At 72.4% G+C, this 21,727-nt stretch carries 22 protein-coding genes; 14 read left to right on the top strand and 8 right to left on the bottom strand.

The features are described from left to right. Positions 1-251: 251 nt before the first annotated feature. From panB to AB0937_RS20000, 3 genes are all read left to right on the top strand, one after another. The gene (gene panB / locus AB0937_RS20010; RefSeq protein ID WP_366713358.1) at positions 252-1,127 is read left to right on the top strand and encodes a 3-methyl-2-oxobutanoate hydroxymethyltransferase; all 876 of its coding nucleotides are present in this window, start codon (positions 252-254) and stop codon (positions 1,125-1,127) included. A 222-nt stretch (positions 1,128-1,349) separates the two neighbouring features. Next, entirely contained in the window at positions 1,350-2,369 is a 1,020-nt protein-coding gene (locus tag AB0937_RS20005) for an ATP-binding cassette domain-containing protein (RefSeq protein WP_366713356.1), read from the top strand. After that, positions 2,366-3,187, top strand: coding sequence for an ABC transporter permease (locus AB0937_RS20000; protein ID WP_366713354.1), 822 nt, complete (start codon positions 2,366-2,368; stop codon positions 3,185-3,187). The genes AB0937_RS20005 and AB0937_RS20000 overlap by 4 nt, the downstream gene beginning before the upstream one ends. Before the next feature lie 25 nt (positions 3,188-3,212). Here AB0937_RS20000 and AB0937_RS19995 read toward each other — a convergent pair whose 3' ends face one another. After that, the gene (locus tag AB0937_RS19995; protein ID WP_366713430.1) at positions 3,213-6,500 is read right to left on the bottom strand and encodes a BTAD domain-containing putative transcriptional regulator; all 3,288 of its coding nucleotides are present in this window, start codon (positions 6,498-6,500) and stop codon (positions 3,213-3,215) included. Between the two features lie 348 nt (positions 6,501-6,848). Continuing rightward, positions 6,849-7,556: a DUF6578 domain-containing protein gene (locus AB0937_RS19990; protein WP_366713353.1), complete on the bottom strand. Its 708-nt coding sequence runs from the start codon at positions 7,554-7,556 to the stop codon at positions 6,849-6,851. 104 nt (positions 7,557-7,660) lie between these two features. Between AB0937_RS19990 and AB0937_RS19985 the strand changes: the two genes are divergently transcribed. After that, complete coding sequence (locus AB0937_RS19985) at positions 7,661-8,461, top strand: site-2 protease family protein (protein ID WP_366713351.1); 801 nt, start codon at positions 7,661-7,663, stop codon at positions 8,459-8,461. Between the two features lie 9 nt (positions 8,462-8,470). On the opposite strand, the gene AB0937_RS19980 is transcribed toward AB0937_RS19985, so the two are convergent. Both AB0937_RS19980 and npdG read right to left on the bottom strand, forming a co-directional pair. Further along, a complete protein-coding gene (locus AB0937_RS19980) occupies positions 8,471-8,650 on the bottom strand; it encodes a hypothetical protein (RefSeq protein WP_366713349.1) in 180 nt (59 codons plus the stop codon). Positions 8,651-8,725: 75 nt separating this feature from the next. Then, the gene (gene npdG, locus AB0937_RS19975) at positions 8,726-9,445 is read right to left on the bottom strand and encodes an NADPH-dependent F420 reductase (RefSeq protein ID WP_366713347.1); all 720 of its coding nucleotides are present in this window, start codon (positions 9,443-9,445) and stop codon (positions 8,726-8,728) included. A 145-nt stretch (positions 9,446-9,590) separates the two neighbouring features. Here npdG and AB0937_RS19970 point away from each other — a divergent pair, with 145 nt between their 5' ends. Beyond that, complete coding sequence (locus AB0937_RS19970) at positions 9,591-10,193, top strand: hypothetical protein (RefSeq protein WP_366713346.1); 603 nt, start codon at positions 9,591-9,593, stop codon at positions 10,191-10,193. An 87-nt stretch (positions 10,194-10,280) separates the two neighbouring features. On the opposite strand, the gene AB0937_RS19965 is transcribed toward AB0937_RS19970, so the two are convergent. Next, positions 10,281-10,514, bottom strand: a complete 234-nt coding sequence (locus AB0937_RS19965) for a hypothetical protein (RefSeq protein WP_366713345.1) — start codon at positions 10,512-10,514, stop codon at positions 10,281-10,283. Between the two features lie 58 nt (positions 10,515-10,572). Between AB0937_RS19965 and map the strand changes: the two genes are divergently transcribed. Then, positions 10,573-11,430, top strand: a complete 858-nt coding sequence (map, locus tag AB0937_RS19960) for a type I methionyl aminopeptidase (RefSeq protein ID WP_366713344.1) — start codon at positions 10,573-10,575, stop codon at positions 11,428-11,430. Between the two features lie 105 nt (positions 11,431-11,535). Beyond that, entirely contained in the window at positions 11,536-12,183 is a 648-nt protein-coding gene (locus tag AB0937_RS19955; RefSeq protein ID WP_366713342.1) for a biliverdin-producing heme oxygenase, read from the top strand. Positions 12,184-12,292: 109 nt separating this feature from the next. Here the strand turns inward: AB0937_RS19955 and AB0937_RS19950 are convergent, their stop codons facing one another. Further along, positions 12,293-12,937: a PhzF family phenazine biosynthesis protein gene (locus tag AB0937_RS19950; protein WP_366713340.1), complete on the bottom strand. Its 645-nt coding sequence runs from the start codon at positions 12,935-12,937 to the stop codon at positions 12,293-12,295. A gap of 202 nt (positions 12,938-13,139) precedes the next feature. On the opposite strand from AB0937_RS19950, the gene efeO reads away from it, so the two are divergent. The 4 genes from efeO (at position 13,140) to AB0937_RS19930 (ending at position 17,493) form a co-directional block, all read left to right on the top strand. After that, positions 13,140-14,288, top strand: coding sequence for an iron uptake system protein EfeO (gene efeO, locus AB0937_RS19945; protein ID WP_366713338.1), 1,149 nt, complete (start codon positions 13,140-13,142; stop codon positions 14,286-14,288). A 2-nt stretch (positions 14,289-14,290) separates the two neighbouring features. Beyond that, positions 14,291-15,529 carry an iron uptake transporter deferrochelatase/peroxidase subunit gene (gene efeB / locus AB0937_RS19940; protein WP_366713336.1) on the top strand — a complete coding sequence of 413 codons (1,239 nt, stop codon included), beginning with the start codon at positions 14,291-14,293 and terminating at the stop codon, positions 15,527-15,529. Positions 15,530-15,534: 5 nt separating this feature from the next. Continuing rightward, positions 15,535-16,368: an iron uptake transporter permease EfeU gene (gene efeU / locus AB0937_RS19935; protein WP_366713334.1), complete on the top strand. Its 834-nt coding sequence runs from the start codon at positions 15,535-15,537 to the stop codon at positions 16,366-16,368. A gap of 132 nt (positions 16,369-16,500) precedes the next feature. Beyond that, positions 16,501-17,493, top strand: coding sequence for a hypothetical protein (locus tag AB0937_RS19930; protein WP_366713332.1), 993 nt, complete (start codon positions 16,501-16,503; stop codon positions 17,491-17,493). A 37-nt stretch (positions 17,494-17,530) separates the two neighbouring features. On the opposite strand, the gene AB0937_RS19925 is transcribed toward AB0937_RS19930, so the two are convergent. Continuing rightward, positions 17,531-18,268, bottom strand: coding sequence for a bifunctional DNA primase/polymerase (locus tag AB0937_RS19925; RefSeq protein WP_366713330.1), 738 nt, complete (start codon positions 18,266-18,268; stop codon positions 17,531-17,533). 199 nt (positions 18,269-18,467) lie between these two features. Between AB0937_RS19925 and AB0937_RS19920 the strand changes: the two genes are divergently transcribed. Then, a complete protein-coding gene (locus tag AB0937_RS19920; protein WP_366713328.1) occupies positions 18,468-19,325 on the top strand; it encodes a glycerophosphodiester phosphodiesterase in 858 nt (285 codons plus the stop codon). Here AB0937_RS19920 and AB0937_RS19915 read toward each other — a convergent pair. Continuing rightward, positions 19,304-19,945, bottom strand: a complete 642-nt coding sequence (locus AB0937_RS19915; protein ID WP_366713326.1) for a TetR/AcrR family transcriptional regulator — start codon at positions 19,943-19,945, stop codon at positions 19,304-19,306. The two genes, AB0937_RS19920 and AB0937_RS19915, sit on opposite strands and share 22 nt — an antisense overlap. Before the next feature lie 105 nt (positions 19,946-20,050). Here AB0937_RS19915 and AB0937_RS19910 point away from each other — a divergent pair, with 105 nt between their 5' ends. Together AB0937_RS19910 and AB0937_RS19905 are read left to right on the top strand one after the other, a co-directional pair. After that, positions 20,051-20,248, top strand: coding sequence for a DUF6243 family protein (locus AB0937_RS19910; RefSeq protein ID WP_366713324.1), 198 nt, complete (start codon positions 20,051-20,053; stop codon positions 20,246-20,248). A gap of 132 nt (positions 20,249-20,380) precedes the next feature. Next, on the top strand, positions 20,381-21,724 hold the full coding sequence (locus AB0937_RS19905) for a S28 family serine protease (RefSeq protein ID WP_366713322.1): 1,344 nt from the start codon (positions 20,381-20,383) through the stop codon (positions 21,722-21,724). Positions 21,725-21,727: the final 3 nt, after the last annotated feature.

Genomic DNA, 21,727 nt, shown 5'->3' with positions numbered 1-21,727 from the left:
GATACGAGACCGTCTCGTATCGGAAATCTCTTACCGAGATCTTACGCGGCTCATGCGGTGCGGGCTTCGCGGGGCCGCGGCCCGGGTCACGCCCTGCGGCACCCGGGGGCGTGATCCGGATGCCGCCCGTCGGCGCCCGGGTGCGGAACTCACAGGGGCTCCCCTAGCCCTCGATGGCACGAGGTGCCACCATGGACGTGGTCCGGGGACGCCGTCAGGGCGCCTCGAGATGACGTGATAGGAGCCGTGCAATGACGCAGCTTCCGGCTGCCCAGACTGCTCAGAAGAAGTCCTCCGGCAGCGGCAAGGCGCTGTACGGGGGCAAGGGCACCCGTCGCATCACCGTGCGCGACATCGCCGCCGCCAAGGAGCGCGGCGAGAAGTGGCCCATGCTCACCGCGTACGACGCGATGACCGCCTCCGTGTTCGACGAGGCCGGGATCCCGGTGATGCTCGTCGGCGACTCGGCGGGCAACTGCCACCTCGGGTACGAGACGACCGTGCCCGTCACCCTCGACGAGATGACGATGCTGTCGGCGGCGGTCGTACGGGGCACCTCCCGGGCCCTGATCGTCGGCGACCTGCCCTTCGGCTCCTACCAGGAGGGTCCGGTGCAGGCGCTGCGCTCGGCGACCCGGCTGGTGAAGGAGGCGGGCGTGCAGGCCGTGAAGCTGGAGGGGGGCGAGCGGTCACACGAGCAGATCCGGCTGCTCGTCGAGTCCGGCATCCCGGTCATGGCCCACATCGGGCTGACCCCGCAGTCGGTCAACGCCATGGGCTACCGCGTGCAGGGGCGGGGCGAGGAGGCCGCACAGCAGCTGCTGCGGGACGCGAAGGCCGTGCAGGACGCGGGTGCGTTCGCGGTGGTGCTGGAGCTGGTTCCCGCGGAGCTGGCCGCCGAGGTGACGCGGGTGCTGCACATCCCGACCGTCGGCATCGGGGCGGGCCCCGAGACCGACGCGCAGGTGCTGGTGTGGACCGACATGCTGGGCCTGACCGGCGGGCGGGTGCCGAAGTTCGTGAAGCAGTACGCCAACCTGCGTGAGGTCATGGGCGACGCGGTGAAGGCGTTCGCGGACGAGGTCGTCGGCGGAACGTTCCCGCAGGAGGAGAACTCCGTCCACTAGAGAGCCACAGCGGTACCACGACAGCCCGTCGGCCTTCCCCCAGCCGACGGGCTGTCCTTTTTCGCGCCTGAGCCGGCGCCGTTCTCGCGGAGGTGGTTGCTCGCCGTCGGGGTTCCTCAATCAACGGTGGCCATGTGCGTCATCGGACGGTTGCGTTGTACGTCGGAGGGCTGTCGGCGGCTTGTCGGTGATTTGTCGGTGGGGCCTGGGAGCGTCTGTGTCATGACGCGAATCGACACACGAACCGGCGGCGCCGCTGTCACCGTGCGGGGGCTGGTGAAGCACTACGGGGAGACCAAGGCCCTGGACGGGGTCGACCTGGACGTGCGGGAAGGCACCGTGATGGGGGTGCTCGGGCCGAACGGGGCCGGGAAGACCACCCTCGTGCGGATCCTGTCCACACTGCTCGCGCCCGACGCGGGGCAGGCCACGGTGGCCGGGTACGACGTCGTACGGCAGCCGCGGCAGCTGCGGCGGGTGATAGGGCTCACCGGCCAGTACGCCTCCGTCGACGAGAAGCTGCCCGGCTGGGAGAACCTGTACATGATCGGCCGGCTGCTCGACCTGCCCCGCAAGGAGGCACGCGCGCGGGCCGACGAGCTGCTGGAGCGGTTCTCCCTGACCGAGGCCGCCAAGCGGCCCGCGAGCACCTACTCCGGTGGCATGCGACGCCGCCTCGACCTGGCGGCCTCCATGATCGGGCGGCCCGACGTGCTGTTCCTCGACGAACCGACCACCGGGCTCGACCCGCGCACCCGCAACGAGGTGTGGGACGAGGTCAAGGCCATGGTCGGCGACGGTGTGACCGTCCTGCTGACCACGCAGTACATGGAGGAGGCCGAGCAGCTCGCCTCCGAGCTCACGGTCGTGGACAAGGGCAAAGTCGTCGCGGGCGGCGGCATCGAGGAGCTCAAGGCCAAGGTCGGCGGGCGGACCCTGCGGATCCGGCCGGCCGACGCCCTCCACCTGCGGCCGCTCGCCGCGCACCTCGACGATCTCGGCATCACCGGACTCGCGGCCACCACCGTGGACACCGACTCCGGCACCCTCCTCGTCCCGATCCTCAGCGACGAGCAGCTGACCGCCGCCGTCGGCGCCGTCACGGCCCGCGGCATCACGCTCGCCGCAGTCACCACCGAACTGCCCAGCCTGGACGAGGTGTTCCTGTCCCTCACCGGCCACCGTGCCGGTGCCCCGCAGGACACCACGCCCACCCAGGACCGCGAGGAGGTCGCCGTATGAGCGCCACCACCCTTCCCAGCCCGGCGACCACCGACGACGCGCGCATCTCGCTGCGCGGGCACCTGCGGCACACCGGTGCCCTCGTCCGCCGCAACCTGCTGTGGATCCGCCAGGACCCGGAGTCGATGGCCGACGCGCTGCTGATGCCGGTCATCTTCACCCTGCTGTTCGTGTTCGTCTTCGGCGGCTCGATCGGGCAGGCGCTGGGCGGCGGGCAGGACCGCTACGTGCAGTACGTGATCCCCGGCATGATCGCGATGATGAGCATGACGCTGTCCCAGGGCGTCGGCACCGGCTTCAGCCAGGACTTCAACTCCGGTGTCATGGACCGCTTCCGGTCCCTGCCCATCGGGCGCGGCTCGGTCCTGTTCGCGAAGATCTCCGTGGAACTGCTGCGGATGCTGTTCGCGACCGCCGTGCTGATGATCGTCGCCGTGGCGGTCGGGTACGACATCACCGACTGGCCCGGGCTGTTCGCGGCCGTGGCCCTGTCCACCGCGTTCGCCTCGTCGATCATGTGGGTGTTCCTCACCCTGGGCGTGATGATGAAGAACGCCCAGTCCGTTCAGGCGATGGGCTTCCTGGTGCTGTTCCCGCTCCAGTTCGGCTCGTCGATCTTCGCACCGACGACGTCGATGCCGGGCTGGCTGCAGACCTTCACCGACTACAACCCGCTGTCCACGCTCGCGGACGCCGCGCGCGGACTGATGGTGGGCGGGCCGGTCGCCCACGACCTGTGGGTGACGCTCGGCTGGTCGGTGGCCATCACGGCGGTGATGGCGCCCGTCGCGATCCACAAGTTCCGGACCAAGAGCTGACCGGGCCGGACCTGGCCGATCCGCGTCAGAGCAGGGCGGTGGCCTCCTCGATGGACAGGCCGCCGCCCTCGGCGTACGCGGTCTCGTACGCCTGGTCGCCCAGCAACGCCCTGGTGTGCCGCTCCGCCTGCTCGCGAGTCTCGCGCTCCTGCGACTGGGAGACATGGCCGGGCGGCAGCAGGGCGTCGAAGGCGCCCAGGCAACGGGCCGCGTCCGCGGCGCGCCGCCCGCCGTCGGAGGCGGCCAGCGCCCAGGCTCCGATGACCAGGTAGCCCGAGCGCATATGGGGCGCGATGGCCTCGGACAGCGGGTCGGTGGCCCGCTCGATCCCTTTGCGGATCCGCTCCAGGCAGTCCTCGTACCGTCCCTCCACGGCGTCCAGCCATGCCTCGGTCGCCAGGATGAACGTGTCGAAGACGATGAAGTGGGCGATACGGAAGTCCTGGCGCAGCCGCCGCAGTTGCTCGCGCGCCTCGGTGACACGGCCCGTCATGCCGAGCCGCCCCGCGAGGAACAGCCGGGCGGCGGGCATGGCCTCGCTGTGCGAGTCCTCGCGCTGGGCGATCACCTCGCGCAGCAGCCGCTCACCGCGTTCGCCCTCACCCGCTTCCAGCAGCGCGCTGCCCAGCCGGGCGCTGAGCACCGCCGCCTGGGCGCGGGCGCCCAGCTGCTCGGCGTGCGCGATGGCCGCCTCGTAGTCGGCGGCGGCCAGGGCGTAGTGGCCCTTGCGTTCGTGGGCCTCGGCACGGGCGGAGAGCGCCTCGGCGGTGCCCCAGGCGTCGCCGAGGCGCCGGTGGATCTCCAGCGCCTCGTCGGCGTCACGGGCGGCGTCGCCCGCCCAGTCGGAGCGGTTGGCGAGGAAGTTGGCCCGCATCTGGAGGCCGGAGGCCAGCTCCCAGTCGAAGCCCGGGGTCTGCCGGCAGGTGCGGATGGACGCGTCGATGATCACGCGCAGCCGGTCCATGTCGCCGGTCAGCATCACGGCGAAGAACCAGAGCAGGCCGGGCATGCGGCAGTTCTGCGGCAGGCCGGGCTCGTACGTGGCGGCGATGGTCCGCAGCTTCTGCTGGGACCGGTCGTTCTGCCAGGCGTCCAGCTCGGTGTCCATGCAGGCCAGATGGGCCAGGTGGATACCGCGCCGGGCCTCCCGCAGGACCTCGCCGGTCATCGGGGGCGGGGCGTCGGTGCAGCGCTGCCACACCGCGGCGGCGGGGCGGACGGGCTCGGTGAAGGGGTCCGGGCCGAGCGCCATGACCTCGCCGCACCAGTTGCGGGCCTCGATGCGCAGGTCGCGCATCTGCCAGTACCAGACGAGGGACAGCGCCAGGCACAGCGCCTCCTGCTCGTCGCGCAGGACGACGGCGTGGCGCAGCGCGGTGCGCAGGTTCTCGTACTCGCGCTCCAGCCGGCGGATGGCGGTGAGCTGGTCCCGGCCGCGCAGCAACGGGTCGGTGGTGCGGGCGAGTTCGCGGAAGTACGTCAGGTGGGCGCGCTCGGCGGCGGCGCGCTGCCCGGACTCGTCCAGCCGTTCGGCGGCGTACTCGGCGACGGTCTCCAGGAGCCGGTAGCGCATCTCCCCGTCGGCGGACTCGCGGGGCGGGGCGGCCACGACCAGGGAGCGGTCGACGAGGGAGCCGAGCGCCTCCAGGGCGGTCGGTCCGCACACGGCCTCGGCGGCGGGCAGGTCGCAGCCGCCGGCGAACACCGACAGCCGCCGCAGGACGTCCCGTTCGTCCTCGTCGAGCAGGTCCCAGGACCAGTCGACGACGGCTCTGAGGGTCTGCTGACGGGGCAGGACGGTGCGGTTGCCGGAGGTGAGGAGACGGAAGCGGTCGTCGAGCCGGTCGGCGATCTGGCGGGGGGTGAGCATCCGCAGGCGGGCGGCGGCGAGTTCGATGGCCAGCGGCAGGCCGTCGAGACGCCGGCAGATCTCGGCGCACGCCCCCGGGTCCTCCTCGGTCCGGAAGCCGGGCCGGGCCGCCGCGCCCCGGTCGGCGAGCAGCCGCAGCGCGACCGGCTCGGGAAGCGGCTCCACCGGGCGCAGCAACTCCCCCGGTACGCCGAGGGGTTCACGGCTGGTGGCCAGGACGGTGAGGTCGGGGCAGCGCGCCAGCAGCTCCTCGGCGAGGCGGGCGGCGGCGTCGGCGACGTGCTCACAGTTGTCGAGGATCAGCAGCATGCGGGGCCGGGAGCAGTGCTCGGCGAGCCGCTCGACGGGGTCGTCCAGCCGGTCGGCGACGGCGGCGCGGATGCCGTCGGCACCGGCGCCGTACAGCACGGTCTCGCGGGCGCCGAGGGCGGTGAGCACGGCCTCGGGGACGGCGTCGGGGTCGTCGACCGGGGCGAGTTCGGCCAGCCACACGCCGCCGGGCATGGCCTCGCGCACGGACTCGGCGGCCTCCTGCGACAGGCGGGTCTTCCCGGCTCCGCCGGGCCCCAGCAGGGTGACCAGCCGGGCCGCCGCGAGGTCCCCGCGGATGGTCTCGATGTCGCTCTCCCGGCCGATGAACGAGGTGAGGCGGGCACGGAGGTTCCCGGCGGGGCCGCTGCGCCTCCGGGCGGCGGGCGAAGGCGCGGGAGTGTCGCCGAGACGGAGCAACTCCGCGTGCAGGGAGCGCAGTTCCGGCCCCGGGTCGGCGCCGAGACGGTCGGCGAGGAGGCGCCGCACGTCCTCGTAGGCGTCCAGCGCCTCCGCCGTACGGCCGGCGTCCCGCAGGGCGCGCAGACGCAGGGTCTGGAGGGGCTCGTCCAGGGGGTGGATGTCGCACAGGGCGGTCAGTTCCGGCAGGGACTGCTCGGCCTTGCCGAGGGCGAGGGCGGCGGTGTGACGGGCGCGCAGCACGTCCAGGCGGCGGGTATCCCGGCGGGCCGCCTCGGCGGTGCGGTCGGGCAGGTCGGCGAGGACCGGGCCGTGCCAGAGGGCGAGGGCGTCGTCGAGGACCTCGGCCGCCTTGGCGGGGTCGCCGTCCGCCAGCGTCCGCAGCCCCTCGCCGGCCAGCCGCTCGAACCGGTGCAGGTCGACGTCGTCGGGCGCGGCGGTGAGCCGGTACCCGCCCTCGACGGAGGCGACCGCGTCGGCGCCGAGCGCCCTGCGCAGCCGTCCGACCAGTGCTTGCAGCGCCCCCGGCGCGTCGGCGGGCGGCTGCCCGCCCCACACCTCGTCGACGAGCAGTGCCGCGGGCACGGTCCGTCCGGCCCGCAGCGCGAGCACGGTCAGCAGCGCACGCAACCGCGCCCCGCCGACCGGGACGGCCGTCCCGTCACTGCGGAGCGCTTGCGTGGTGCCGAGGATGCGGTAGCGCACGGGGTCCATTGTCTCCGGTGGCATGAGGCCGGTCACGACGGCCCCACGCCGCGGCGACGGCTGGTGGGGGTGTGCAGCGGGCGCCGTCGACCGGCCTGTGGGTGCGGGGCCGGGCCGGTGAGGCCGACAGGACCGACGGGAACGAGGGCGCCACCGTGTTCCGGCGTAGGCGACGGGCGACCACTGACCGGTCTACGGGGGCGGGCGACCCGGCCGGTGAGGCCGACAGGGCCGACGGGAGAAGGGGGACCACCGTGTTCCGGCGTAGATGACGGGCGACCACTGACCGGTCTACGGGGGCGGGCGACCCGGCCGGTGAGGCCGACAGGGCCGACGGGAGAAGGGGGACCACCGTGTTCACCCATGTCGGCGCCTGGGCCGGTCGCGGTGTTTCGGCGGGGTCGCCGCCGTGCTCAGTTTCTCCAGCAGGAGCGCCAGTTCCGCCGCGGGCAGACCCTCCGTCTCCGTGCCGGGCGCGGCTCCCCGGTGCGGGATGCCCCGGGCCTCGCGCAGGGCGTGGGAGAGCCAGGAGTCCGTGCCAGGCACCTCCAGGGTCACCACCACGCCCGACTCCCTCCACTGCCGCCCCTGTTCCTCGGGCCCGTCGCTGAACCACTTCGGGCACCGCTCCACCAGGCGCAGCCGCCGTTCCCCCGGCACCGGCTCCCACGTGCGCGAGCCGGGCGCGGTCTCCGCGTAGGCCTGCGTGAGCACCTGCACGGCCCGCACCCGGCCGCCGGCCTCGTGCCACCGCGCGCCGTGCCGCTCGACGGACAGCAGCCCGACCGACCGGATCCGGTCACCCTGCTCCGGCCGCCGGTCCTCCTCGTCGTCGGGGTCCGCTCCCAGGGCGACCGTGAGGTCGGTCTCCTCCCGCACGACCCGGACGCCGCCGACGTCCTCCACCGGCCCGCACACCTTGCTGAGCTGGTCGTGCCAGCCGCCGCCGAACACCTGGTCGGCGGCCTCCAGGAGCAGGGGCCAACTCACCTCGTCCCCCACCGAGAACGGCGTGCCGCAGCACTCCATCTGCCAGTCCTCGTAGATCACGTGCCACAGCCCCATTCCCCCACCCTCCCCGGAACCGGCCGCCCCGCGCGAGACGTTTTTCACCTGCGCCCGGTACCGTCGGGCCGTCCCACCCCGTGTCGACGAGTGCAGGGAGCCCCATGACCACCGCCACCACCCGCCACAGCGAGCGGCGGATCAGTTCCGTGTTCGTCGGGATCCTCGCCGTGACGGCGGTCACGGGATGGGCGACCTGGACCGGCTTCGCCGAGCAGCCCGGCGTCGCCGTGTTCCTGTTCGTGACGGCGGCGTGGATCGTCTCCCTGTGCCTGCACGAGTACGCGCACGCGCGCACCGCCCTGCACAGCGGCGACATCTCGGTCGGCGCGAAGGGCTATCTGACCCTGAACCCGCTGAAGTACACGCACGCGCTGCTCAGCATCGTGCTCCCGGTGATCTTCGTGATCATGGGCGGCATCGGCCTGCCCGGCGGTGCCGTGTTCATCGAGCGGGGACGGATCCGGGGCCGCTGGAAGCACAGCCTGATCTCGGCGGCGGGCCCGCTGACGAACGTGCTGTTCGCCGTGGTCTGCACCGCCCCGTTCTGGCTGGGCGCGCTGGACGGCGTGCCGGACGACTTCCGGTTCGCCCTCGCCTTCCTCGCGCTGCTCCAGGTGACGGCCGCGCTGCTGAACTTCCTGCCGGTGCCGGGCCTGGACGGCTACGGCGTGATCGAGCCCTGGCTGTCGTACAACATCCGGCGCCAGGTGGAGCCGTTCGCGCCGTTCGGCCTGCTGTTCGTGTTCGCGCTGCTGTGGCTGCCGGCGGTCAACGGCGTCTTCTTCGACGTGATCGACACGATCCTGAAGTCTCTCGGGATCAGCGACTTCGAGACGTACTGCGGTCAGGAGCTGTACCGCTTCTGGCAGGGTTCGAACGAGTTCTGCCAGGCGGCACCGTGACGGAAACGGTCAGGGCGTGGCCGACCTCTGCGCCTTGGCGCGCTTGAGGTAGTACCAGGCCATGTTCGACGACAGCCCGGCGAGCAGCACCCAGACGACCCCCAGGAAGCTTCCGCGCACGAAGGAGACCACGGCTGCGGCCACGGAGAGGACGCAGACGATCAGGGCGTAGACGGCGAGGCGGGGCATGAGGGTCGGCTCCTGTCAGGGGGACACTGCTGGCACTGCTGGTGCCGTCCAGTGTCCCCCATGTGTCTCAGCGGCTCACACGTCGGTGACGCGGAGTCCCGCGTGCGCCTTGTACCGGCGGTTCACGGAGATCAGGTTGGCCACCAGCGACTCCACCTGGTGGGCGTTGCGCAGCCGTCCGGCGAAGACGCCGCGCATGCCGGGGATGCGGCCGGCCAGGGCCTGGACGATCTCCACGTCCGCCCGGACCTCGCCGAGCACCATCACATCGGTGTCGATCGCGTCGATCTCCGGGTCCTGGAGCAGGACGGCCGACAGGTGGTGGAAGGCGGCCGTGACCCGGGAGTCCGGCAGCAGGGCGGCGGCCTGCTCGGCGGCGCTGCCCTCCTCCGGCTTGAGGGCGTAGGCGCCCTTCTTGTCGAAGCCGAGCGGGTTGACGCAGTCGACGACGAGCTTGCCGGCCAGTTCCTCGCGCAGGGACTCGAGGGTCTTGCCGTGGCCGTCCCACGGCACGGCGACGATCACGATGTCGCTGCGGCGCGCGGTCTCGGCGTTGTCGGCGCCCTCGACTCCGTGGCCGAGTTCCTCCGCGGCGGCCTGCGCGCGCTCGGCCGCCCGCGAGCCGATGATCACCTTCTGGCCGGCCTTGGCGAGCCGGTAGGCCAGGCCCTTGCCCTGCGGCCCGGTTCCGCCGAGCACCCCGACCACGAGTCCGGAGACGTCGGGCAGGTCCCAGGGGTCCTTTGCGGGCGCCTTCTGGGCGTTGTCGGTGGCAGCACTGTCGGTAGAGGTCATGGCCCCGACTCTACGACCGCGCCGCCGCGCCGGGATCGGCCGGTCGTTCGACGGCGGCACAGGTGACCGGTCGGCCTCCCCGGGCCGGGCGAACGCGCGGCGAACCCCGCGTCACCGGGGAGCGCGCGGGGCAGGATGCGGTCCCATGGATGCGGTACGGGTCGCGCTGCTGCGGGAAGTGCTCGCCGGGACGGAGTGGCTGGGGGCCACACGGCGGTTCGCCGGGGCGCTGCGCGGCTCGGCGGTGTCACACGGCGGCGGACTGCTGCTCGTCGGCACGCGGGAGTACGAGCCGTGGCACCTGGCCGCGCATCTGGTGGACGAGGCCGCGTGGTCGGGCACGCCGGAGCTGGCCCCGACGCTGGTACGGCACGACGCGCGTCCCTCCGATCCGGCGCATCTGGCGGTCGGCCTGGGCCGGCTGGAGGCGGCCCGGCGCGGCGAGACGCTGCTGGTGGTCGCCCCCGAGGGGCCCGCGGCGCCACTCCTGGAACGGGTGTCCGACGCCCGGCGCGCGGGAGCGACGGTCCTGGCCCTCGGCCCGGGCGAGGGCGAGCTGCCGTCCATGGCGCACGAGACCCTGGCCGTCCCCGACGGCTCGGAACTGGACCTCGACACGGTGCAGCACCTGGTCAGCGCGGCGGCCGGGGAGAACTTCCTGCCGACCCCGCGGGGGCGGCGCCGGCTGCGGGACCGGGTGGCGCGGCTGGCGGAGCACCTGACGGCCCCGCCACCGGCCCGCTGGTGACACCGGGCCGTTCGGTCGTGAACGCAGGCTCCCGGACGCCACGGATGCCCCGGGCCGCACGGTCGCGGCCCGGGGCATCCGTGGCGATCAGCTCTCCTCGTCCCGGCTGCCCGCCGGAGCGTCGTGCCACTTGGGATCGTTCTCCCACTGGAGGTTGCGCTCGCGGGCGGTCGCCATCGCGTGTTCGGCCTCCGTGCGGGAGGCGTACGGCCCGAACCGGTCCTTGTTGGGGCACTCCGGCCCCTCTTCGACCTTCTTGTGCTCCAGGCAGTAGTACCACTCACCCGGTTTGCCGACCGTGCGCTTCTTGAACAGGGCCATGACCAGCTCCTCTCGCCATCGTCATGTTCCCCCATGGCCGCTGGTTAGACTCGCTGGCATGTCTGGCCAGTCGCTGCTCGTACCGGGGGAGCTGTCCCCCATCCGTTCCGTGCCCGGAAACATCCGCCGCCCCGAGTACGTCGGCAAGCCCGCGCCGACGCCGTACACCGGACCGGAGGTGCAGACGCCCGAGACGATCGAGGCGATGCGGGTCGCCGGCCGGATCGCGGCCCGGGCGATGGCGGAGGCGGCGAGGCTGATCGCGCCCGGGGTGACCACGGACGAGCTGGACAAGGTGGCGCACGAGTACATGTGCGACCACGGCGCCTACCCCTCGACGCTGGGCTATCGCGGCTTCCCGAAGTCGCTGTGCACGAGCGTCAACGAGGTCATCTGCCACGGCATCCCGGACTCGACGGTCCTGCGCGACGGCGACATCGTCAACCTCGACGTGACGGCGTACATCGGCGGGGTGCACGGCGACAACAACGCCACCTACCTGGTGGGTGACGTCGACGAGGAGTCGCGGCTGCTGGTCGAGCGGACCCGGGAGTCGCTGGAGCGGGCGATCAAGGCGGTCAAGCCGGGCCGGCAGATCAACATCATCGGGCGGGTCATCGAGTCGTACGCCAAGCGCTTCGGCTACGGGGTGGTCCGGGACTTCACCGGGCACGGCATCAACTCGTCCTTCCACTCGGGCCTGATCATCCCGCACTACGACAGCCCGCACGCGACGACGGTCATCCAGCCCGGCATGACCTTCACGATCGAGCCGATGCTGACGCTCGGCACCCACGAGTACGACATGTGGGACGACGGCTGGACGGTCGTCACGAAGGACCGGAAGCGAACGGCCCAGTTCGAGCACACGCTGGTGGTCACGGACTCGGGTGCGGAGATCCTCACCCTCCCGTAGCCGCACCCAGGCACGCTCCCGCACGGCCCGCTCTCCTTCGAGGGCGGGCCGCCCTTGTTTTCGGCGTGGGGTTTTTACCGACAGCCCGTCGGGAAAAGTGGGCCCATGGAATCCTTCTCGACGCTTCTTCGGACGGCTTCCCGCGAGCAGCACGAGGAGGTCAGGGGCTCGTCCTTCATCGGCGACCTGCTGGGGCGCAAACTGGGGGTGGAAGCGTTCGCGCGCTACACGGAGCAGCTGTGGTTCGTGTACGGGGCGCTGGAGTCCGGCGCCCGGCACCTGGCCGCGGACCCGGTGGCCGGCCCCTTCGTCCGCCCGGAGCTGTTCCGCGTGGCGGCGCTGGAGCGGGACCTGGAGCATCTGCGCGGCCCCGGCTGGCGGACGACGGTCAGTGCGCTGCCGGCCACCCTGGAGTACGCGGAGCGGATCGGCGTGTGCGCCCGCAGCTGGCCGGCCGGGTACGTCGCCCACCACTACACCCGCTACATGGGCGACCTCTCCGGCGGGCAGATCATCCGGGACACGGCCGAGAAGACGTGGGGTTTCCCGAAGAAGGGCGCCGGTGTCCGCTTCTACGTCTTCGAGGAGATCCCCAACCCGGCCGCCTTCAAGCGGACCTACTGCGAGCTGCTGGACGCGCTGCCCGGCGACGAACTGGAGCGGCAGCGGACCGTGGCCGAGTGCAAGCGGGCCTACGGGCTGAACAACGGGATGTTCGAGGCGCTGGGCGAGGAGTTCCCCCTGACGGCGTGAACGGGCGGGGCTCCCTCGCTCGCGACGAGAGGCCCCGGGTGCCGCCTCCGCCGACGACGACGGCGCGGAGTGCCGCGATGTCCCACCCGAGGGGCGCGCGCCGCCCGGCTCAGCGCTCCAGACGCACCCGGCCGCCGACCTCGGTCCACCCGCCCGGCTGGGGGGCGGTGAGGATCTGGGACCCGGCCCCCTGCGTGATGTTGAGGGCCCGGCCCAGCCGGTCGGTGAGCAGCAGGGCGGCGGCCCCGGTCGCCTCGTCCTCGTCGATGCCGTCGCCCCGGCCGGGGAAGGCCCGGGCCCGGATCCGCCCGGCGGGCTCGTCCTCCCACGCCCAGGCGTACACCCACTCCCCCGGCGGCGGCACGGCCAGGTCGTCGACCTCGGCGGCGCTGCCGTACTGCCGCAGCGTCCGCGGCGGCACCCACTCCGCCCGCGCCTCGATCCAGCAGAACTCCCCGTCCTGCCGGGCCCCGGTCACGCCGGCGGGGGTGACCAGCTCGGGCACGTCGAGCAGCCAGGCCGTGCCGACACAGGGGTGCCCGGCGAAGGGCAGCCGCAGCGTGGGCGTGTAGATGTCGATCACCCCGCGCTCGGGGTCGTCGACGAACACCGTCTCGCTGAACCCGACCTTCGCGGCGAACGCCTGCCGTTCGTCCCGCTCGGGCATCACGGACCCTTCGCGCACGACCCCGAGCTCGTTGCCGTACCCACCGTTCGGCCCGCAGAAGACGCGCAGCACGTCGTAGTCAGTCACGAGGGAATTCAAACATCGCCGGGGCGGGCGGGGTCCATGAGGCCGCCGTTCCGCTGCCGGGCGGAGGCGTATGCCGGTGGCACACCGAAACGCGACCTTTGACCTTCCCTTTACCAAATCATGGGGGCGATTTTGAGCCACCTAGGCCATCCTTATGAGCTGTCCTTAGGTGAGCCTCACCTTCCTCTCTCCTGGAGCCCACATGCGACCCGCTCGTCCCGCTTCCGCCGTCCTCGTCGCCGCGGCGGCCCTGGCCGCCGTCACCGGCTGCACCGCGAAGAGCGACGGCAAGGACGACGACCACGTGATCAACGTGACGGCGACCGACGACAAGTGCCAGGTGTCGAAGAAGGAGTTCCCGGCCGGGCACGTGGAGCTGGCCGTCGAGAACAAGGGCTCCAAGGTCACCGAGGTCTACGTGCTCTTCCCCGACGACCGCGTGGTCACCGAGCGGGAGAACATAGGCCCCGGCACCAAGCAGCGGGTCACCGCCGAGGTGAAGGCGGGCGACTACCAGATCGCCTGCAAGCCCGGCATGAAGGGTGACGGCATCCGCCAGTCCGTCAGGGCCACCGGCGGCAAGGCCGTCCAGCGCGACCCGCGCCTGGACAAGGCCGTCGCCGCCTACCGCGCCTACGTGCAAGCGCAGGCCGACGAGACCCTGCCGGAGGCCGAGGCGTTCGCGAAGGCCGTCCAGGACGGCGACCTGGAGGCGGCGAAGAAGGCCTACGCCCCCTCGCGCATCGGCTGGGAGCGAACCGAGCCGGTCGCCGAGTCGTTCGGCGACATCGACCCCAAGGTCGACGTCCGCGAGGACGGCCTGGAGGACGGCCAGGACCCGGCCACCGACTGGACGGGCTGGCACCGCCTGGAGAAGGCCCTCTGGCAGGACAAGAAGATCGGCACCCGCGAGAAGGACCTCGCCGGCCTGCTGATCAAGGACCTGAAGGACTGGCAGAACCGGGTCGGCAAGGCCGAGATCACCCCCACCTCCATGGCCAACGGCGCCAAGGAACTCCTCGACGAGGTCGCCACCGGCAAGGTCACCGGCGAGGAGGAGCGCTACTCGCACACCGACCTGGTCGACTTCAAGGCCAACGTCGAGGGCGCGCAGAAGTCCTACGACCTGCTGAAGCCGGTCGCCAAGGAGAACGACGCGGCTCTCGTCACCGAACTCGACGAGCAGTTCGCGGCCCTGGACAAGCTGCTCGACCAGTACCGCCCGAACCCGACGTCGTACGACTTCACCTCGTACGACAAGGTCGGCAAGGCCGACCGCAAGGAGCTCTCCGACGCGGTCAACGCCTTGGCGGAGCCGCTGTCGAAGCTCGCCGCAGCGGTGGTGAAGTAACGATGACGGACAGCAACTCCCCCTCCCCCAGCCGCCGTTCCCTGCTCGGCTGGGGCGGCGCCGGCCTGGCGCTCGGCGCGGCCGCGGCGGGCGGCGCGGTGGCGATGGCCCGCACCGAGGACGACGCCGCACCGTCGGCCGGCTCGGCGATCGCCTTCCACGGCCCCCACCAGGCGGGCATCGCCACCCCGGTCCAGGACCGCCTGCACTTCGCCGCGTTCGACGTGACGACCGACGACCGTGAGGCCTTCGTCCAGCTGCTGAAGGACTGGACCGAGGCGGCCCGGCGCATGACGGCCGGACACGCGGTCGGCGAGGGCGCCTACGGCGGCCTGGCCGAGGCTCCCCCGGACGACACCGGCGAGGCGCTGGGCCTGAAGCCCTCCCGTCTGACCCTCACGATCGGCTTCGGCCCGTCGCTGTTCGAGAAGTTCGGCCTCGCGGACCGCCGCCCGGAGGCCCTGGTCGACCTGCCGAAGTTCGCGGGCGACAACCTGGACAAGAACCGCAGCGGCGGCGACCTGTGCATCCAGGCCTGCGCCGACGACCCCCAGGTCGCGGTGCACGCCGTCCGCAACCTGGCGCGCATCGGCTTCGGCAAGGTCGTCATCAAGTGGTCGCAGCTCGGCTTCGGCAAGACCTCCTCCACCACGCCCGAGGCGCAGACACCGCGCAACCTGATGGGCTTCAAGGACGGCACCCGCAACATCGCGGGCACGGAGACGGACCGCCTGAAGAAGTTCGTCTGGGTGGACGGCAAGGACGGCCCGTCCTGGATGGAGGGCGGCTCCTACCTGGTCGCCCGCCGCATCCGCATGCACATCGAGACCTGGGACCGCACCTCGCTGCAGGAGCAGGAGGACATCTTCGGCCGCGACAAGGGCGAGGGCGCCCCGGTCGGCAAGGCCAAGGAGCGCGACGAGCCGTTCCTGAAGGCGATGAAGCCCGACGCCCACGTCCGGCTCGCACACCCCGACAGCAACCACGGGGCGACGATCCTGCGCCGGGGCTACTCCTTCACCGACGGTACGGACGGCCTCGGCCGCCTGGACGCGGGTCTGTTCTTCCTGGCGTTCCAGCGTGACGTCCGCAAGGGCTTCATCCCCATTCAGCGCAGCCTGGCCGTGGACGCGCTCAACGAGTACATCCAGCACGTGGGTTCGGCCCTCTTCGCCGTCCCGCCGGGCGTCCGTGACAAGGACGACTGGTGGGGCCGCACGCTGTTCTCCAAGGAGGCGTAGACCCGATGTTCTCCAACTACCTGATCGGTCTGCGCGAGGGCCTGGAGGCGAGCCTCGTCGTCTGCATCCTCATCGCCTACCTCGTCAAGACCGGCCGCAGGGACGCCCTGAAGCCGATCTGGGCCGGGATAGCCGTCGCGATCGCCCTCGCGTTCGGCTTCGGCTGCGCCCTCGAATTCGGCTCCCAGGAACTGACGTTCCAGGCCCAGGAGGCCCTGGGCGGGTCCCTCTCCATCCTCGCGGTCGGCCTGGTGACGTGGATGGTGTTCTGGATGCGCCGCACGGCCCGGCACCTGAAGTCGGAACTGCACGGCCGGCTCGACGCCGCCCTCGCGATGGGCACCGGCGCACTGGTCGCCACGGCGTTCCTCGCGGTGGGCCGGGAGGGCCTGGAGACGGCCCTGTTCGTGTGGGCCTCGGTCCACGCGGCGAGCGACGGCACCCCGCGTCCCCTGCTGGGCGTCGCCCTGGGCCTCCTCACGGCGGTCCTGCTGGGCTGGCTGTTCTACCGGGGCGCGCTGCGCATCAACCTGGCGAAGTTCTTCACGTGGACCGGCGGCATGCTGGTGGTCGTCGCGGCCGGCGTCCTCGCCTACGGCTTCCACGACCTCCAGGAGGCCGACTTCCTGCCCGGCCTCACCGACAAGGCCTTCGACATCTCCGGCACGATCCCGCCGGACAGCTGGTACGGCACGCTCCTCAAGGGTGTCTTCAACTTCCAGCCCGACCCCACCACGCTCCAAGTCGCGGTCTGGCTCCTGTACTTGGTCCCGACCCTGGCCCTGTTCCTGGCACCCGCCCGGACGACGACACCGGCCCCGGTACGCGACAAGGTGTGACGGCACCGGGCCGGGTGGGCCCGCAACCCGGCGGCAGCCGGAAGCACCCCCGGCCTCAGCCCCACCCCCGGCCCAACCGCCGGAGGCACCCGGTAGGGTTCGCCTCCGGAAAGGGGAAGGTGAAGGTACCCGATGAGCAGGGATCGCGACCCTCGAACGCTCCGCAGGCCCGCCCGGAGCGCCCTCATAGCAACCTCGGTGACCGCTTTGTCGCTGACGGCCAGTGGATGCGTCGTCGTGCACGGCGAACGGGAGGTCCTCCCGTCCACGACCCGCGCCGAAGCCGCCAAGGCCCTCCAGGAGTTCACGACCGCGTACAACGAGGCCGACAAGGCCTACGACGGCACCCTGGACGCCGGCCACACCACGGGCGCCCTCGCCGACATCGACTCGGCCCGCCTCAAGGCCGGGAAGGCGAACAACCCGGACGGCAACCCCCGCCACACCCCGCTGGAACTGACGGACGCGAAGTTCACGATCCCCAAGAAGGCCGGCTGGCCCCGCTGGTTCGTCGCCGACGCGGCCGGCAACAAGGGCGGCACCGCCCGCTGGCTGCTGGTCTTCACCCGCAGCAGCCTGGACGACCCCTTCCAGGTGGCGTACCTGACACTCGTCGCCCCGGGCAAGGTCCCGCAGTTCAAGAAGGACGCCGACGGCTGGGCCGAGTCCGTCCCGGTCGACTCCACCGGCCTGGCCACCGCCCCCGGCGACCTGAGCCGGTCGTACACGACGTACCTCAAGAGCGGCGGAGAGACCTTCACGGACGGCGTCCACACCAACCGGTGGCGCGCCCTGCGCGAGAAGAACGGCAAGAAGCCGGGCATGGTCACCCAGTACATCGACGAGCCGCTGACGAACGGCGACTACGCACCGCTGGCGCTGCGCACGACGGACGGCGGGGCACTGGTGTTCTTCACGACCCGGCACTACGAGAAGCAGACCGCCTACGCGGGCACGTCCGTCCCGGCCCCCAACAAGGACGTCCTGGCCCTGACGAAGGGCGAGATCAAGCAGTCCCTCACGATGGAGTTCGTCTCCAACGAGGTGGCACTGGACCCCAAGGGCCCGGGCAAGGTGACGATCCTGGGCAGGATCCAGGGGCTGACGTCGGCAAAGGGCTCGTAGGCCGGGCAGGCCCGCACTAGCCGGCCGCCGGCCGGCTTCAGTGCCGCAGCGGCCAGCCCGCCCCGGCGGCCCGGCCGGCGTCGTCGTCCGCGTACCGCCCGCACACCTCGGTGAGCACCTCCAGCAGGCTCAGCGGATCCGGCAGCGCGTGCTCGGGCCCGCGCACCCACCGCACCCCCCGCTCCTCACCGGGCAGCCGCGCCGGCGGCATCAGGACGTAGGAGCCCCGGCAGTGCCAGCGCAGCCCGGGGTGCTCGTCCATCGTCTCGGGGTGGCAGTCCAGTTCGCACGGCCACCACTCGTCCTCGTCCTCGGGCGTGCCCCGGGTGAGCGTGAAGAACAGCAGGCGGCCGTCGTCGCTCTCGGCGACCGGCCCGACCTCGACACCGGCCGCGAGCAGCCGCTCCAACGCGTCGCGACCGGCATCGAGGGGCACGTCGAGGACGTCGTGCACCATGCCGGTCGCGGTGATGAAGTTGGCCTGCGGCTGGTGGCGGGCCCAGCGCTCGATCTGGCCGCGGTCGGTGGTCGACTGCGTCTGCCAGGCGAAGGACACCGGATGCCGGGCGGGGGTGGGACAGCCGACCCGCTCGCAGGAGCAGCGGTAGCCGGCCGGGTGGGCGGCGGGCGCGAGGGGCAGTCCCGCGTCGGCGGCGGCGAGCAGCAGGGCCTCACGGCCGCCGTCCCCGGCGGTCTCCTTCGGCCGGCGCCCGGCGCGCAGCCAGCGGGTGAGTTTGCCCTGCAGGCCGGTCCGGCCGCCGAACTCCGCGCTCATCTATCCCCTCGCCTCGCCGTCGTGCGGAACAGCATGCCTCATCGTCCCATCTTCCCGCGCACCGGGGGGCCAGTGCCCACATCCGGGACAGGACGGACGCATCGCACACGGGGTGCCCGACGGGAGCGTGCCCCGCTGTCCACCGTGATCGGGTGTCATTGCCTGCTTTGCCATGACATGGCGACCTACCGTGATCACCATGGTCACAAGGATCGCGTTGTCGGGTCTGGCCTCTGTGGCGTCCGTGGTCTCGCTGGCCCTGACGGGACCGGGCGGCCGCGCCCCGGCCCCGCTGGAGTGGGGCACGGGCCCCCTGACCGCGGCGGCCCTGCCCCGGGTCACGTACGTCGCGCACCGCGGCGGCGCCCGTGAGGTCCCCGAGAACAGCATGGCGGGGCTTACGGCCGCCTATGAGCGCGGCACGGCGCAGGTGCTGGACTTCGACACGCGGCTGCTGCGCGACGGCACGCCGGTGGTGTTCCACGACGAGACCCTGAACCGCACCACCTACCTGGGCGGCACGGTGGGCGGTCTGGACGCCCGGGAGTGGCAGGGCGTACGGCTGCGCCCGAAGGACCGGCTCCCGGGGAGCTGGCGGCCGGAGCGGCCGCCGACGGTCGCCGAGGTGCTGGATCGTTTCGGCGGGCGGATCGTGCTGATGATGGAGGCCAAGGACCCGCGCAGTCTCGACCGGCTGGCCGAGCTGATCCGGGCCCGCGGCCTGACCCGCTCGGTGTTCGTGAACTCCAACGACCCCGAGGTGGCCCGGCGCGTCCACAACCTCGGCCTGCTCTCGCAGTTGTGGCGCTCGGCGCAGCAGCTGCGCACGGACCGCCCGGAGCGCTGGCGGTCGTACGTGGATCTGCTGGACGTGGACCACCGGGCGCGGAACGCGGATCTGGTGCGGGCGGTGCGCTCGGGGATCGCGCGGGTGTGGGCGCACACCGTGGTGACGGACGCGCAGCGGGACCGGGTGCTGGCGCTGGGCTGCGACGGCGTGATCACGGACGCGCCGGGGCGTCTGGCCCGGGCCGCTCAGCGCGGGGCCAGGCCGTGAAGGGCGTAGTCGACGAGGGTGTCGGTGTACTCGTGGGAGATCGGTCCGGTGTGCTGGAGCCAGCGCTGGGCGAGCGGCGAGATGAAGAACTCCAGGGCGATGCGCGGGTCGATGTCGGGCCGCACCTGGCCGGCGTCCTGGGCGGCGCGCAGCCGGTGGATGTAGAGGTCGAGTGAGGGCTGCATGAGCTTGGCCACGAGTTCGCGCCCGAGCTGCTCGTTGACGACGCCTTCGGCGGCCAGCGCACGCGAGGGCGCCTCGAACGTCGGGTCGCGCAGTTCGTCGACGGTGGCGCGCAGGACGACCTTGAGGTCGGCGGCGATGTCGCCGGTGTCCGGGAAGGTGTACGGCTGGGGGGCGGCCTGGTCCGTGGACCGCTCGGCCAGGTCGAGGAAGGCCTCCATCAGGACGTCCGCCTTGGACGACCACCAGCGGTAGATCGTCTGCTTGCCGACGCCGGCGCGGGCGGCGATGCCCTCGATGGTGGTCTTCGGGTAGCCGACCTCGACGACGAGGGCGAGGGCGGCGTCATAGATGGCGCGGCGGGACTTCTCGCTGCGCCGGGTGGAGTCGGGGGCGGGCTTGCCGGGGGCGGGCTGGGTGGACTTCTGGACGGCCATGGGCCGAATTTATCAGTTGACAAGACGGAGCGTCTCGCGGACAGTGGAGCGACGAGCACGAGACGAACCGTCTCGTCGCGACAGTGGCGACGGAAGGAGCCCGGGATGACCCGAGGCGGAGCCGGAAACATGCTGGGTGTCGGCGGATCGCGCAGGAACCTCGGCCGCAGGGCGCTGCGCGGCGACGGCCGGGGCGGCCGGATCGGCGGCGGTCTCGACCCGCAGGCCCAGAAACGCGAACTGCTGCGCAAGCTTCAGGAGAACCGGCAGCAGAAGGAGGGCACGACCGGCGAGGGCTCGTGAGCCTCCCCCGCGCGAGGGAGAGCGCACCCCCGCGCGCGGGATCCTCCCGGGCGGTCCGGCGGATGTACTGGGACGGTCGCGGCAGGCGACGACGGACATCCACCCCACGGACACCCCGGGAGGACTCGGCTCATGACCGTATGGACCAGACGACGGTTGCTCAGCTCGGCGGTCACGGCCGTCCCGGCGGTGGGTCTCGCCGCCGCGACGGCCCCGCTCGCGCGGGCGGCGGCCCCGGCCCGTGAGGGGGACGCCGACGTGGCCGACGCGCTGCGGGCCCTGCCCGGGCTGCGCCTGATCGAGGAGCGGCACGACGCCGAACCGGGGTACCGGCACTTCGTGCTGGGCCTGCGACAGCCGGTCGACCACACGAACCCGGCCGCCGGCACCTTCGAACAGCGCCTCACCCTGCTCCACACCGCCGCCGACCGCCCCATCGTGCTGTTCAGCACCGGCTACCACGCGGTCCTCACCCCACGCCGCACCGAGGCGGCGGTGCTGCTGGGCGCGAACCAACTCCAGGTCGAACACCGCTACTTCGGGACCTCACGCCCCGCGGAGCCCGGCTACACCCACCTCACCGTCCGCCAGGCCGCCGACGACCACCACCGCGCCGTCCGGCTGTTCCGCCGGCTCTACCCCGGCGCGTGGATCTCCACCGGCAGCAGCAAGGGCGGCATGGCGGCCGTCTACCACCGCCGTTTCCATCCCCACGACGTGAACGGCACACTGGTCCACTCGGCCCCGAACAACGTCGACGACCGCGACGACTCCGCGTACCTCCGCTTCCTGGCGACGGTCGGCACCCCCGCGGCCCGGGAGGCGCTCGAAGCGGTCCAGCGGGCGATCCTGCTGCGCCGGGCCGAACTGGCCGCCCGCTACGAGGCCTGGGCGGCCGCCACCGGCGACACCTTCCGGCTCGTCGGCAGCGCCGACAAGGCACTCGAGATCGCCGTCCTGCGGGTGCCGTTCATGTTCTGGCAGCGCGGCACCCCGGCCGACGTCGCCGCGATCCCCCGCCCCGGGGCGCCGGACGGCGAGCTGTACACGTGGCTGGACGACACGACGGGCCTGGCGCTGTACGCCGACACCTCGGCCCGCAACTACATCCCGTACTGGTACCAGATCGGCACGCAGCTGGGGTACGGCGGCCTCCCCACCGCCCACCTCGCGGACCTGCTCCGCCATCCGGGTGCCACCGAGGCACGCAGCTTCGTCCCCCGGGACGTCCCCCTGCGCTTCGACCGGGCCGCCATGCCCGACATCGACCGCTGGGTACGGCGGCGCGGCAGCAGGCTGCTGTTCGTCAACGGCACCCAGGACCCCGCGGTCGCCGAGCACTTCCGCCCCGGAGGGCCGGACTCACGGCTGCTGTGGGTACCGGGCGGGAACCACGGCGCCGACCTCGCGGACCTGCGCCCCGCCGACCGGGCCTGGGCGGAGGACGCACTGGTCCGCTGGGCGGGGCGGGGCTAGGGC

This window comes from Streptomyces sp. NPDC047880, from assembly GCF_040706515.1.
GTDB lineage: Bacteria > Actinomycetota > Actinomycetes > Streptomycetales > Streptomycetaceae > Streptomyces.
This window is presented reverse-complemented; position numbering and strand designations above follow the sequence as displayed.

Coding starts and splice junctions, on each gene's coding strand:
- AB0937_RS19995 (WP_366713430.1), bottom strand. CDS start 6,500: ATGGACCCCGTGCGCTACCGCATCCTCGGCACCACGCAAGCGCTCCGC.
- AB0937_RS19910 (WP_366713324.1), top strand. CDS start 20,051: ATGACCCGAGGCGGAGCCGGAAACATGCTGGGTGTCGGCGGATCGCGC.
- efeB (WP_366713336.1), top strand. CDS start 14,291: ATGACGGACAGCAACTCCCCCTCCCCCAGCCGCCGTTCCCTGCTCGGC.
- AB0937_RS19970 (WP_366713346.1), top strand. CDS start 9,591: ATGGATGCGGTACGGGTCGCGCTGCTGCGGGAAGTGCTCGCCGGGACG.
- AB0937_RS19920 (WP_366713328.1), top strand. CDS start 18,468: ATGGTCACAAGGATCGCGTTGTCGGGTCTGGCCTCTGTGGCGTCCGTG.
- AB0937_RS19915 (WP_366713326.1), bottom strand. CDS start 19,945: ATGGCCGTCCAGAAGTCCACCCAGCCCGCCCCCGGCAAGCCCGCCCCC.
- npdG (WP_366713347.1), bottom strand. CDS start 9,445: ATGACCTCTACCGACAGTGCTGCCACCGACAACGCCCAGAAGGCGCCC.
- AB0937_RS19985 (WP_366713351.1), top strand. CDS start 7,661: ATGACCACCGCCACCACCCGCCACAGCGAGCGGCGGATCAGTTCCGTG.
- AB0937_RS19955 (WP_366713342.1), top strand. CDS start 11,536: ATGGAATCCTTCTCGACGCTTCTTCGGACGGCTTCCCGCGAGCAGCAC.
- AB0937_RS19990 (WP_366713353.1), bottom strand. CDS start 7,556: ATGGGGCTGTGGCACGTGATCTACGAGGACTGGCAGATGGAGTGCTGC.
- AB0937_RS19965 (WP_366713345.1), bottom strand. CDS start 10,514: ATGGCCCTGTTCAAGAAGCGCACGGTCGGCAAACCGGGTGAGTGGTAC.
- AB0937_RS19980 (WP_366713349.1), bottom strand. CDS start 8,650: ATGCCCCGCCTCGCCGTCTACGCCCTGATCGTCTGCGTCCTCTCCGTG.
- AB0937_RS20005 (WP_366713356.1), top strand. CDS start 1,350: ATGACGCGAATCGACACACGAACCGGCGGCGCCGCTGTCACCGTGCGG.
- AB0937_RS19925 (WP_366713330.1), bottom strand. CDS start 18,268: ATGAGCGCGGAGTTCGGCGGCCGGACCGGCCTGCAGGGCAAACTCACC.
- map (WP_366713344.1), top strand. CDS start 10,573: ATGTCTGGCCAGTCGCTGCTCGTACCGGGGGAGCTGTCCCCCATCCGT.
- panB (WP_366713358.1), top strand. CDS start 252: ATGACGCAGCTTCCGGCTGCCCAGACTGCTCAGAAGAAGTCCTCCGGC.
- efeU (WP_366713334.1), top strand. CDS start 15,535: ATGTTCTCCAACTACCTGATCGGTCTGCGCGAGGGCCTGGAGGCGAGC.
- AB0937_RS19930 (WP_366713332.1), top strand. CDS start 16,501: ATGAGCAGGGATCGCGACCCTCGAACGCTCCGCAGGCCCGCCCGGAGC.
- AB0937_RS19905 (WP_366713322.1), top strand. CDS start 20,381: ATGACCGTATGGACCAGACGACGGTTGCTCAGCTCGGCGGTCACGGCC.
- efeO (WP_366713338.1), top strand. CDS start 13,140: ATGCGACCCGCTCGTCCCGCTTCCGCCGTCCTCGTCGCCGCGGCGGCC.
- AB0937_RS20000 (WP_366713354.1), top strand. CDS start 2,366: ATGAGCGCCACCACCCTTCCCAGCCCGGCGACCACCGACGACGCGCGC.